Below are 11872 nucleotides of genomic sequence, written 5' to 3' on the forward strand. Positions count from 1 at the left end.
ACGCGGTCAACCCCTTCGTTCCTCGCGCCGGATCGCGTGGGATGGAGGGAACGGAAGGAGACACCATGTCGAACACCCCCTCTCGCGAGGACCTGCCGCTGCCCGACTGGAACGACATCCCGCTGGGCACGCTCGCCGAGCGGATCCGCCCGCTCGACGAGGAGGCGCTCACGACGCTGCTCGCCTACGAGGAGGCGCACGGCGACCGCCTGCCGATCACCGTGATCGTCCGGTCCCGCCTCGAGCAGCTGCGCGGCGGAGCGGAGCCTGCGGGAACCGTCGCCGAGGAGCTGCCCGAGGTCTCACAGTCGTCGTCCGGCTCGCGGGTCGCCCCGCAGACGGCGGCGACGCCCTCGGATCCGGCGCCGCACGGCCTGGACGCGGCGCGCCAGGAGGACCGCTGACGCGACCGGATCGCTGCCCAGGGCCTGCCCAGGGCGCGGTGACAGGCTGGCGGGAGCCGATGACGGCGATCCGGACGAGGGAGCAGTACCCGGCAGCACGACAAGACTGACTCGAAGGAGTGAGTCGTCGTGTCCTGGATCGTCCTGATCGTCTCCGGTGTCCTCGAGGCCGTGTGGGCCACCGCCCTCGGCAAGTCGGAGGGGTTCACCCGCCTCTGGCCGACCGTGATCTTCGGAGTCGGCGTCGTCGCCAGCCTGTCCGGGCTGGCCTACGCGATGCGCGACCTGCCCACCGGAACGGCCTACGCCGTCTGGGTCGGGATCGGCGCCTCGCTGACCGTGCTCTACGGCATGTTCTTCGGCGGCGAGGGCTTCTCGCTCGTGCGCACGCTGCTGGTCCTGGGGATCGTCGGCTGCGTGATCGGGCTGAAGCTGCTGCACTGAGCCGGCGCCTTCCCAGGCGACGTTCCGCGCCAGCGCATTGCAGGAGAACGATCGTTCCCCTAGGCTCGGGACCCCAAGGGAGAGCGCCGGTACGGCAGGTGCTCCCCGTCCCGAAGGAGGAACCATGCCCACTCGTTCTGCACGCACCGCCTGGAACGGCTCGCTCGAGACCGGCGAGGGCCAGGTCGAGCTCTCGAGCTCGAAGCTCGGCACCTACGACGTCTCGTTCCCCAAGCGCGCGGCCGACGACGCCAACGGCTCGACCAGCCCCGAGGAGCTCCTCGGCGCCGCGCACTCCGCCTGCTACGCCATGCAGTTCTCGGCCGTCCTGGGCCAGGCCGGCGGCACCGTCGAGGCCCTCGACGTCCGCGCCGACGTCTCGCTCGGCCCGGACTCGGCCGGCGGCTTCAAGCTGACCAAGATCGCCCTCGTCGTCAGCGGCGAGGTCTCCGGCATCGACGAGGCCGCGTTCCTCAAGGCCGCCGAGGACGCGAAGAACACCTGTCCCGTCAGCAAGGCGCTCACCGGAGTCGAGATCACCCTCGACGCCACCTTCGAGGGCTGACGCTCCTCGCCCACGCACAGAAGCACCCCGTCGCGCACTGCGGCGGGGTGCTTCTCTGCGTGCGGTGGGCGGATCTCGAGACGCCCGATGCCCCCCATGCTGGTCGAGTAGCCGCGGCACGCGGCGTATCGAGACCCGGGCGTCAGGCGTCCGCGCGGTAGCGGAAGCCGGCGCCGAGGTGCTCCTCGGGCAGGCGGTCGCCGCGGCCGTGCAGCTTCTGGCGGAGGCTGCCCTCGACGTACTCGTCGGGGTAGGCGCCGCGGCGGCGCAGCTCCGGCACGATGAACTCGACGACGTCCTCGAAGGTGCCCGGGGTGATCGCGTAGGCGAGGTTGAAGCCGTCGACGTCGGTGTCCTCGACCCACTCCTGCAGGTGGTCGGCCACCTCGGAGGGCGAGCCGACGATGAACGGGCCGAGCCCGCCGATCGCTCCGAGCTTGGCGATGTCGCGGACCTTCCACTCGCTGCCGTCCTCGTTCGCCTCCTGGAAGTTGGCGACGGTCGACTGGATCGCGTTGCTCTTCACGTTGCCGATCGGCTCGTCGAGGTCGTACTGCGACAGATCGATGCCCATCCAGCCGGACATGAAGACCAGCGCGCCCTCCTCGCTCGCGTAGGAGAGGTAGTCGCGGTGCTTCGCGTGCGCCTTCTCGCTGGTCTCGTCGGTGATGATCGTCAGCAGCGTGTAGATCTTCGCGGAGTAGCGGTCGCGGCCGGCCGCCTCGAGTGCGTCGCGGATCCGCGAGACCGTGGCCTTCAGGCCGGCCTTGGTCGAGGACGCGACGAAGATCGCCTCCGCGTTGCCCGCCGCGAAGCGGATCCCGCGCGGCGAGGCGCCGGCCTGGTAGATGACGGGGGTGCGCTGCAGCGACGGCTCCGAGAGGTGGATGCCGGGCACCGTGAAGTTCTTGCCGCGGTGGCCGATCTCGTGCACCTTCGCCGGGTCGGTGAACACGCCGGACTCGCGGTCGCGGATCACGGCGTCGTCCTCCCACGACCCCTCCCACAGCTTGTAGAGGACCTCGAGGTACTCGTCGGCGACGTCGTAGCGGTCGTCGTGCTCGAGCTGGTCCTCGTGGCCCATGTTGCGGGCGGCGCTGGGCAGGTAGCCGGTGACGACGTTCCAGCCGACCCGGCCCTTGGTCAGGTGGTCGAGCGTCGACATGCGCCGCGCGAACGGGTACGGGTGCTCGTAGGCGGTGCCGGCCGTGATGCCGAAGCCGAGGTGCTCGGTCGCCGCGGCCATCGCCGAGACGAGCAGGATCGGGTCGTTCACCGGGACCTGCGCGCCGTGCCGGATCGCGGCCTCGTTCGAGCCGCCGTAGACGTCGTAGGTGCCGAGCACGTCGGCGATGAAGATGCCGTCGAAGGTGCCCCGCTCGAGCAGCTTCGCCAGATCGGTCCAGTAGGAGAGATCCTTGTAGCGCCAGGACTGGTCCTGCGGGTGGCGCCACATGCCCGAGCTCTGGTGGGCGACGCAGTTCATGTCGAAGGCGTTAAAGCGGATCTGGCGAGTCATTCCTCGATCGTGCCGAGTGTGCCCGGGAGTGCGCTCCGCGGCCGACGCGCGACGTCACAAACCGATGGCCGTCGGTCTGCGCGCCGCAACCCGAAACAGCTACGGCGCTGATTCGGGTTGTACGGTTAAGCCGAAACAACGCGCCCGCTGATTCGGGTTGTCGAAGGGAGCCCGATGACGTCCGAGTGGCCGGCGCACGAGTACGAGACACGCCCTTGGCGGCAGACCGTCCGAGCCGGCACACGCGCGGACCGGATGCTCAGCGAGGTCGTGGTCGCCCTGCCGCCGCTGATCGCGGAGTCGTCCTGGGAGCCGCCGTCCGCCTCCCGGCCGGCCCTCGACGACGCGCGGCACGCGGTCGTCGCCTTGGACGCCGAGTACGGGAACCGGCTCGGCGTGCTCGGCAGGCTCCTGCTCCGGACCGAGGCGGTCTCCTCCTCCAAGATCGAAGACGAGAACGCGAGCCTCGAGGACTACGCCCGCGCCACGATCGGTATCCGGGCGAACTCCAGTGCGACGTCGATGGTGGCCGCGGCCGAGGCGATGACGGGCATGGTCGACGCCGCCGGCCGGACCGGCGTGATCGACGAGGCGGCGATCCTCGCGGCGCACCGGGTCCTGATGGCCGACGACCTGGTGGACGCGCGGTACGCCGGGGCCTACCGGCCGATGCAGAACTGGATCGGCGGCAGCGACCACTCCCCGCGCGGTGCGGTGCACGTCCCGCCGCCGCCCGAGGCGGTCCCGGCGCTGATGGCCGATCTGATCCGGTTCTCGAATCGGAGCGACCTCGATCCGATCGTGCAGGCCTCGATCGCGCACGCGCAGTTCGAGTCGATCCACCCCTTCACCGACGGCAACGGGCGCATCGGCCGAGCGCTGATCACCGCGATCCTCCGCCGTCGCGGGCTGACGAGGACCACGGTCGTCCCCGTGGCGTCGGCGCTCGTCGCGGATCGCGAGCGCTACTTCGAGCTGGTGAACGACTACCGGGACGGCGCGCTCGCGCCCTTCGTCGACGAGCTCGCGCGGGCCTGCGCGGTCGCGGCTCCGGAATCGGCCCGGACGGCCGCCGTCCTCGAGGCGCTCCCGGCGTCGTGGCGGGCCGCCGTCCGGCCGCGCGCGGGGAGTGCGGCGGCGCTCCTCCTCGACGGGCTCCTCGACCACCCGATCGTCACGACCGCTCGCGCGATCGAGCTGACCGGACGGGCGCCCTCGAGCGTCGGCGCGGCGATCGGGCAGCTCGTCGCCGTCGGTGTGCTGACTCCGCTGACCGACCGGAAGCGGGACCAGGCCTGGGTCGCGGTCGACGTCCTCGACGAGCTGGCCGATCTGGAGGACCGCATCGGCACGGCGATGCTCGACGCGCAGTCGGGCTGAGCGGCGTCGGCAGGGCCGGGCCGCGCCTACGCCAGCTCGCGGGCCAGGAAGCGCACGTGCTCGCGGATCTGGAACACCTCGCCGCCCTCGTGGCCGTTGAACGGGTAGACGCGGATCTCGCGCGGGCCGGCGTAGCGGTTGTAGGAGGCGTAGACGGTGGAGGGCGGGCAGATCTCGTCGAGCAGGGCGACGGAGAACATCGCCGGGACCTCGGCGTGCGGGGCGAACGAGGTGCCGTCGAAGTAGGACAGCGTGTCGAAGACGAACGACTCCGAGCCGCGGTGGGTGCGCAGGTAGCGCACGACCTCGCCGTAGGGCATGGTCTCCACGATCCGGACGGCGTGGCCGATGTGGCTGAGGAACGGGACGTCGATGATCGCGGCGCGCGCCGACTCCGACTCGCCGAGCAGGCCCACGATGCCGGCGACGGCGAGGCAGATGCCGCCGCCCTGGCTGCCGCCCGAGATCGCGACGCGCGCGGGATCGACGGCGGGGTGGGCTCGCAGCACGTCGAGTGCGCGGACCGCGTCGGTGAAGACGCGGCGGTAGAAGTGGTCGGCGGGCGACTCGATGCCCTGGGTCATGAAGCCGCTGACGTGCGGACCGCTGCCGACCGGGTCGGGGGTGACGCCGCCGCGGTGGCCGGAGCCCTGCCCGCGGGTGTCCATCACGAAGTGCGCGTAGCCGGCGGCGCTCATCGCGGTCCACTCGTCGACGAGGCCGCGGCCGCCGCCGTAGCCGATGTAGGTGACCAGGGCGGGGAGCGGGCCCTCGACGCCGCGGGGGAGGATCAGCCAGCCGCGGATCGGGTGGCCGCCGAAACCGGAGAAGGTGACGTCGAACATCTCCAGGAGCGGGAAGCCGGCGTCGACGGGCTCGAAGACGGGTTCGGTCGCGAGGCCGCGGGCCTCGGCGATCGTCTCGCGCCAGAAGTCCGCGAAGCCCTCGGGCTCCGGAAGGTCGGGCTGGTACTGCTCGAGGAGCTCGAGCGGGAGGTCGAACTGCGGCATCGCGGTCTCCGGGGTCGTTCGTCAGCGGACGCTCGAACCTATCGCGGCGGCGCACCCCGGTGGTGCCTGGACGCGGCGTGGGAGTGCGCCGTGGGACGGAATTCCTCCCCTCCGCGGGCGTTCCCTTCCCCATGACCACTTACGGAATCATCGGAGCAGGCAACATCGGCAGCCAGGTCGCGCGCGCGGTCCTCGCCCAGGGCGACGAGGTCGTGATCGCGAACTCGCGCGGTCCCGAGACCCTCGCCGACCTCATCGCGGAGCTCGGCCCGAAGGCGCGCGCCGCCACGGCGCAGGAGGCGGCCGAGGCCGCGGAGATCGCGGTCGTGACCGTGCCGCTGAAGAACCTCGAGCAGGTGCCGGTCGAGCCGCTCGCCGGCAAGATCGTGCTCGACACGAACAACTACTACTTCGAGCGCGACGGCCGCATCGAGGCGCTCGACAAGGGCGAGACGACGGTCAGCGAGATGCTGCAGAAGCACCTCCCGACTTCGAAGGTCGTCAAGGCGTTCAACCACATCATGGCCGCCGACATCACGACGACGGGCACGCCCGCCGGCAGCGACGACCGCCGCGCTCTCGCCACATCGAGCGACTACCCGGAGGCCGTGCACTTCGTCACCGACCTCTACGACCGCCTCGGCTTCGACACCGTCGCGATCACCCCGCTGAGCGAGTCGTGGCGCGTCGAGCGCGACCGCCCCGCCTACGTGGTGCGGCAGAACCGCGAGGAGCTCGAGGCCAACCTGGCGAAGGCGCCGCGCACGGTCTGACCGGCGCCCCGGTCCCACGGGAGGGGGGCGGCGCCTGCGACACTGGAGCGAGACCCACCGCGCACCAGTGAGCCCGCCGGCTCCGAGAGGAGAGGTCCGCGCATGCCCCCCGAGACCCCTGGTTCCCCCGCCCTCGATCGGCTGTCCCGCCGCGGCCTGACCCGCCGCGGCGTCGTGCTCGGCGGGCTCGCCGTCCTGCCGCTGCTGAGCGCCTGCACCTTCGACTCCGCGTCCCCCTCGGACTCCGAGCCGCAGGAGGCGCCGCGCACGCAGGCCGCCGCGCCCGCCGGTCCGGTGGCGCTCGCCGCGGACGCCGCGAGCGCGAGCGCTCTGCTGTTCACCGCGGCGCCGCTCGTCGTCGTGGTGGAGGACGTGCCCGCGTCGGTGCTGCTCGCCGCGCAGGTGAGCATCGCCTGGGGCGTGCCGCTGCTGGTGGAGGGTGCCGCGTCGACGGCGACCGCGACGGCCTCGCCCGCGCCGTCGGACTCGCCGGTCGACGCCGAGCTCTCCCGCCTCGGCACCACCCGGATCCTCGCCGTGGGGACCGTCGTCGAGCACGCGGGCGTCGAGACCGTGTCCGCCGCCGCCGAGGCCGCCGCGATCGAGGAGGCGACCGGAGTCGCGGTGGGCGCGCTCGACGTCGCGGCCCTCGTCGCCCTCGCGCCCGGTACCCCCGCGGAGCCGCCGTTCGGCGCGCTGCCCCCACGGGCCGACTCGCTGACCGGCGTGACCGCCCTCGCCCAGACGGCCGACGTCGCCGCCGTCGCGAACGCGCGCGCCGCGGGCGTCCCGGTGACCCTCGTCGCCGACAGCGTGACCGACCTGCTCGCCTCGGGTCCGGCCGTCACCGCGATCGCCGACGCTGGCGCGTCCTGCACCCTTCTGCTCGGCCCGGTGCTCGCCGCCCAGTCGCTGCCGGAGTGGTCCGTGCGCGCCGCCGCGAGCGGCTGGCAGCTGCCCGGCGGGGGCCAGCGCCTCTTCGGCGGGCACCTCTTCGTCGCGATCTACGGCACGCCCGGCGCGCCCGTCCTCGGCGTGCTCGGCGAGCAGGGCCTCGACGCGACCATCGCGCGGGCGGAGGCGGTGGCCGAGCCGTACCGCTCGCTCACCGATCTGCAGGTGGTGCCGAGCCTCGAGATCATCACCACGGTCGCGGCGGGCAGCGCCGGCGGCGACGGCGACTACTCCAACGAGCTCGACCCGTCGGGCATCCGCCCCTACATCGACGCGGCCGCCGCGGCGGGGATGTACGTCGTGCTCGACCTGCAGCCGGGCCGCTCCGACTTCCTCAGCCAGGCGCAGGCCTACGAGGAGCTGCTGCGGCTGCCGAACGTCGGCCTCGCGCTCGACCCGGAGTGGCGCCTCGCCCCCGACGAGGTGCCGCTCGCGCAGATCGGCCGCGTCCAGGCCGCCGAGGTCGACAGCGTCTCGAGCTGGCTCGCCGATCTCGTGCAGCGCGAGGGCCTGCCGCCGAAGATGTTCGTGCTGCACCAGTTCCGGCTGTCGATGCTGCAGGACCGCGGCAGCATCCGCCGCGACCGCCCCGAGCTCGAGTTCCTCATCCACGTCGACGGCCAGGGCGGCCAGCCCGACAAGCAGGCCACCTGGAACGCCCTGCACGAGGGCGCCCCCGACGGCATCGCCTGGGGCTGGAAGAACTTCTACGACGAGGACCTCCCGATGCTGACCCCCGCCCAGACCATGTCCCAGGTCGCCCCCCTCCCCGACCTCGTGACGTACCAGTAGCCCCCCCCTCTCCGCGAGATGCCACTTGTGCACGCGACACGCCGTGAAAGGCGTGCACAAGTGGCATCTCGCGGGAGGGAGGGAGGGTCAGCCCGTGATGAGGACGGCGTCGAGGAGGAGGGTCCTGCCCTTCGCGGCGGGGTTGCGGTCGGCGGTGGCGCGGAACGAGACGGTGTGCACGCCGGCGGGGAGCACGGCGCTGGTCCAGACGGTCCGCCGGTACTGCGTCGTGCTGCTGTAGCGGTCGATCCGGGCGACGCGGACGCCGTCGAGGTAGACCTCGTTGATGCCGCCGGAGGGCGAGAGCCGGCTGATCCACTGCACGCCGGTGCCGGTGAACGTCATCGTCGCGGTCGCGGTGGCGCCCGTGCTGTAGGCCGAGCCGCCGCCGTCGTCGGACGCGGCCTTGAGGGTCGTCCAGGTGCCGGAGCGGGTGAGGGCGGGCGAGGACTCCTGGTAGCGACCCGGTCCGGAGACGCCGGGCGTCGGGGTGGGAGTGGGGGTGGGCGTGCGGGTCGGAGTCGCGGTGGCCGTCGGTGTCGGTGTCGGTGTCGGTGTCGGAATGGCGGTGGCTGTCGGCGTCACGGTCGGCGTCGGCGTCGATCCGCCGCCCAGCGCCGCGATGGCGCTGCCCGCGAGCAGGAGGGCGCCGACGCAGAAGGGCGGCGAGTCGGCGATCAGGGTGCCGGCCGAGGTCGCCGTCGCGGCCGTGCGCGGCGCGGCCGCGGTGTAGCTCCCGGCGGGCTGGAAGCCGACCGACTGGCAGCCGCTCACGAAGCCGCTCGGCTTCAGCGAGACGGTCGTCAATCCCTGCCACGCACGCGTGACGGCGGGCAGGTAGACCGCCCGGTCTAGGGTGCCGGAGGAGATCCCGGAGGCCAGCGCGTAGGCGAACAGCGCGGTCGCGCTCGTCTCGGGCGCGGGGAAAGCGCTGCTGTTGAGCAGGCTCGATCGCCAGAGCCCGTCGGAGCCCTGCAGTCCGATGACGCGGGCGGCCATCGTCCGCAGCATGGCCCGGTACGGGACGGCGCGCGCGTCGCCCGCGGGGAGCGCATCGATCACGTCGGCCATCGCGGCCATCGCCCAGCCGTTTCCGCGGCCCCAGAAGACCTTGTTCCCGCCGACGTCAGGCACGCCGACGTAGCGGCAGTCGCGGTACCAGAGCCCCTCGGCGGCGTCGAAGAGCCCGGACTGCGGCACCGCCCGCCCTGCGCAGCGGTCGCTCGTCGCGCCCTGGTCGCGGGACCACTCGTAGAGGGCGTCCATCTTGGCGAGGTAGGCGGGGTCGTTCTTCCGCTTCGACCAGGAGGCCCAGTTCGGCAGCCCCATGAAGAGGGCGTCCGACCAGTCGTACTGGTCGAGCGGGAGGGTCGCCAGCCCCTGCGCCATCCGGGCGTCCATCGAGGTCAGCGAGGCGCGCGGGTCGGAGTCGTTCAGCGCGTGGTAGACCTGCCCGGCCTTGAGGTCGTCCGGGTCCAGCCCGGTCGTCGCGACCTTCCAGGAGGTGAGGCCGCCCCAGGTCATCCCGTCCGCGAGGTAGGCGGGATTCCCGGACGCCGAGTACATCGCGTTCTCGCCCTGCGCGAAGGTCGCCCACGACCAGCCGGCGAGGGTCGACACCGGGGCGAGGCGGAGGATCGGGCGGTAGTAGTCAGCCGCGAGCGACGTCTTCTCGAGGATCGCCGAGGCGGAGGGCAGTGCCGACGCGGGTGGATCCGCCGCCTGCACGACACCGGCGGTCAGCAGGGGGACGAGGACGAGGGCGAGTGCCGCCCGCAGAGCCGACATGATCGCTCCGGATCGTGCGCGACGGGGTAGGGCCGCGCTCAGGGGGGAGCTCGGGGGAGAGGTCCCGAGGGGGGAGTTCACGCCCGGAGTCAGAGGCTGCATCTGCGGGGATCCGGTCAAGCGCGCGTCATCGAGCGGCAGCACGCCCGACAGTAGACCTCCGGGTGGCCCGCGCAACACCCTCCCGCCGCCGCGAGATGCCACTTATGAGCGCGACACGCCGAGGAGAGCGCGCACAAGTGGCATCTCGCGGAGGGGAGGAGACACGTCAGGAGGGCTGGTGGGCGGCCTCGCGGCGGCCCTCCTCCTTGGCCTGCTCGACGAGGGTGGCGACGCGGCGGCGGGAGCGGGTGCGGCCGGCGAGGAGCGCGGCGAGGATCAGGGCGAGGCCGAGGAGGACGGCGAGCTGGGGCAGGGGGACGGCGGCGGTGGTGGTCGACTCGGTGAGCGGGGCGATGTCGACGGGGTCGAGGCCGTCGGGGGTGACGACGGTGGGGGCGACGGTGAGGTCGGTGCCGACGGCGAAGAGGGGCCAGACGTCGTCGAGTTGGAGGGTGACGGCGCGGCGGTCTCCGGGGAGGAGCTCCTGCTGGGCGGCGTCGGCGGCGACGAGCGGGGCGGTGGCGCTCTGGGCGGTGGCGCTGCCGTCGAGGAGGAGGCGGACGTTGCCGGTGTTGACGATGTCGGCGGTGACGGTGAGCGAGCCGGGCTGGAAGGGGTTCCAGGACAGGCGGTAGTCGCCGGTGAGGTTCTCGACGGCGACGGCGGGGGCGACGTCGCCGGTGACGCGGGTCATCACGCGGAAGCCGATGCGGCTCTCGACGCCGACGGAGGAGCCGCCGACGTCGGTGCCGACGGAGACGAGGGAGGCGGCGATGCCGGCGGCGTGGTCGCCGGGCTCGGCGTCGTCGGGGACGGTGACGGTGAAGGGGACGATGCCGGTGCCGCCGGGCTCGACGGTGACGGTCTCGGGGGCGGTGATCCAGGTGCCGGCGTCGACGGACTCCTGGTCGGAGGGGAGCATGTTGAAGCGGCCCTTGTCGGTGAAGTAGCCGTCGGCGGTGTCGATGCGGAAGGTGACGGTCTGGTCGCTGAGGTTGCGGACGGCGGCCTGCTCGTCGGCGGTGGCTCCGGGGTCGAGGTCGAGCTCGACCCAGGAGCGCTTGTCGACGGCGCCGTCGGTCGCGGGGCTGACCGCCCAGGTGATCTGGTCGGTCGCGGCGGCGAGGGCCGGGGGAGCGGCGGAGAGCGCGAGCGCGCCGACGAGGACGGCGAGGAGGGCGCGGAGCACGGAGGTCATGGGGAGTCCAGGTTCTCACGGGGTGGGTCTCGATACGCCGCCTGCGGCGGCTACTCGACCAGCATGCACAGCGCAGGCCGTCGCTTAGAACCGCTGCAGGAGCAGCCCGCGGGCGGGGCCGCTTCATGCTGATCGAGTAGGCCGCGCAGCGGGCGTATCGAGATCCACCGTGTTCAGGAGGGTGGGTCTCGATACGCCGCCTGCGGCGACTACTCGACCAGCATGGGCGCCGCCGGAGGCGGCTACTCGACCAGCATGGGCGCCGCCTGCGGCGGCTGCTCGACCAGCATGAGGGTGCGGTTCTCGGCCGCTGGGCTCACTCGAAGAGGGAGAGGGTGAGCGTCGAGCTGTAGTCGCCGGCGTCGACGGTGGTCGGGGTCTTGAGGGTCAGGGCCGCGTTGGCGGTCCAGGAGCCCTCCTCGGCGACTCCGGCGCTGTCGTTGGTGATGGCGAGCAGCTCCTGGTCGACGAGGCCGACGCCGTCGGGGCCGCCGTCGATGGCGGTGTCGACGACGTCGCCCTCGGCGACCAGGCCCGAGTCGCCGCCGTCGATCAGGTTCGGCGCCCAGCCCAGGTTCTCGGCGCCGATGGTGTCACCGGTCGACGAGACGAAGTCGCTCGCGGTGCCGAGCACGTACCAGCCGGCGCCGTCGGGGATGTCGGCGGCGTCGCGGGTGTCGGTGACGGTGACCGTGGGCAGGGTGCCCGTGAACTGGCGGACCACGCTGGTCGAGCCGTTCTCGGTCAGGGCGGTGGAGTCGCTCGCGACGGTCATCGAGAGCGAGCCGGGCGTGGTGAGTGGCGCGATCTGCACGTTGACGTCGACGTCGTCGTTGCCGAGCTCGACTTCGGCGGCGAACGCGGTCCCGGCGACGCCGAGCAGGAGCAGGCCTCCGGCGATGCCGGCAGCGCCACGGGTGAGGAGGGATCGGGTGTTCATAGC

General features: G+C 72.6%; 11 protein-coding genes and 1 riboswitch. Of the genes, 6 read left to right on the forward strand and 5 right to left on the reverse strand.

The annotated features are described in order from the left end of the window. The first annotated feature begins 65 nt into the window (after positions 1 to 65). The 3 genes from HQQ86_RS16740 to HQQ86_RS16750 all read left to right on the forward strand — a co-directional run bounded on the left by HQQ86_RS16740 (position 66) and on the right by HQQ86_RS16750 (position 1413). Positions 66 to 404: a hypothetical protein gene (locus HQQ86_RS16740; RefSeq protein WP_173289355.1), complete on the forward strand. Its 339-nt coding sequence runs from the start codon at positions 66 to 68 to the stop codon at positions 402 to 404. A gap of 50 nt (positions 405 to 454) precedes the next feature. Further along, a riboswitch (guanidine-III (ykkC-III) riboswitch) is annotated at positions 455 to 520 on the forward strand. A gap of 13 nt (positions 521 to 533) precedes the next feature. Continuing rightward, entirely contained in the window at positions 534 to 848 is a 315-nt protein-coding gene (locus HQQ86_RS16745; RefSeq protein WP_173289356.1) for a multidrug efflux SMR transporter, read from the forward strand. A gap of 124 nt (positions 849 to 972) precedes the next feature. Then, positions 973 to 1413 (forward strand): OsmC family peroxiredoxin, encoded by a 441-nt coding sequence (locus HQQ86_RS16750; protein WP_123444486.1) that lies wholly within the window; start codon positions 973 to 975, stop codon positions 1411 to 1413. A 142-nt stretch (positions 1414 to 1555) separates the two neighbouring features. Here the strand turns inward: HQQ86_RS16750 and HQQ86_RS16755 are convergent, their stop codons facing one another. Continuing rightward, complete coding sequence (locus tag HQQ86_RS16755; protein WP_173289357.1) at positions 1556 to 2932, reverse strand: LLM class flavin-dependent oxidoreductase; 1377 nt, start codon at positions 2930 to 2932, stop codon at positions 1556 to 1558. 174 nt (positions 2933 to 3106) lie between these two features. Between HQQ86_RS16755 and HQQ86_RS16760 the strand changes: the two genes are divergently transcribed. After that, entirely contained in the window at positions 3107 to 4312 is a 1206-nt protein-coding gene (locus HQQ86_RS16760; RefSeq protein WP_173289358.1) for a Fic family protein, read from the forward strand. A 26-nt stretch (positions 4313 to 4338) separates the two neighbouring features. Here the strand turns inward: HQQ86_RS16760 and HQQ86_RS16765 are convergent, their stop codons facing one another. Beyond that, the gene (locus HQQ86_RS16765; protein ID WP_173289359.1) at positions 4339 to 5322 is read right to left on the reverse strand and encodes an acetylxylan esterase; all 984 of its coding nucleotides are present in this window, start codon (positions 5320 to 5322) and stop codon (positions 4339 to 4341) included. A 131-nt stretch (positions 5323 to 5453) separates the two neighbouring features. On the opposite strand from HQQ86_RS16765, the gene HQQ86_RS16770 reads away from it, so the two are divergent. Both HQQ86_RS16770 and HQQ86_RS16775 read left to right on the forward strand, forming a co-directional pair. Beyond that, complete coding sequence (locus tag HQQ86_RS16770; RefSeq protein WP_173289360.1) at positions 5454 to 6095, forward strand: NADPH-dependent F420 reductase; 642 nt, start codon at positions 5454 to 5456, stop codon at positions 6093 to 6095. A gap of 102 nt (positions 6096 to 6197) precedes the next feature. Then, a complete protein-coding gene (locus HQQ86_RS16775) occupies positions 6198 to 7841 on the forward strand; it encodes a hypothetical protein (RefSeq protein WP_173289361.1) in 1644 nt (547 codons plus the stop codon). Positions 7842 to 7928: 87 nt separating this feature from the next. Here the strand turns inward: HQQ86_RS16775 and HQQ86_RS16780 are convergent, their stop codons facing one another. The 3 genes from HQQ86_RS16780 to HQQ86_RS16790 all read right to left on the reverse strand — a co-directional run bounded on the left by HQQ86_RS16780 (position 7929) and on the right by HQQ86_RS16790 (position 11869). After that, on the reverse strand, positions 7929 to 9629 hold the full coding sequence (locus HQQ86_RS16780; protein ID WP_173289362.1) for a glycoside hydrolase family 88 protein: 1701 nt from the start codon (positions 9627 to 9629) through the stop codon (positions 7929 to 7931). A gap of 268 nt (positions 9630 to 9897) precedes the next feature. Further along, positions 9898 to 10929 carry a DUF916 domain-containing protein gene (locus HQQ86_RS16785; protein ID WP_173289363.1) on the reverse strand — a complete coding sequence of 344 codons (1032 nt, stop codon included), beginning with the start codon at positions 10927 to 10929 and terminating at the stop codon, positions 9898 to 9900. A gap of 316 nt (positions 10930 to 11245) precedes the next feature. Further along, positions 11246 to 11869, reverse strand: a complete 624-nt coding sequence (locus HQQ86_RS16790; protein WP_173289364.1) for a hypothetical protein — start codon at positions 11867 to 11869, stop codon at positions 11246 to 11248. Between the last annotated feature and the right edge of the window lie 3 nt (positions 11870 to 11872).

The sequence above is a fragment of the Rathayibacter sp. VKM Ac-2857 genome (assembly GCF_013205025.1).
Classification (GTDB): domain Bacteria; phylum Actinomycetota; class Actinomycetes; order Actinomycetales; family Microbacteriaceae; genus Rathayibacter.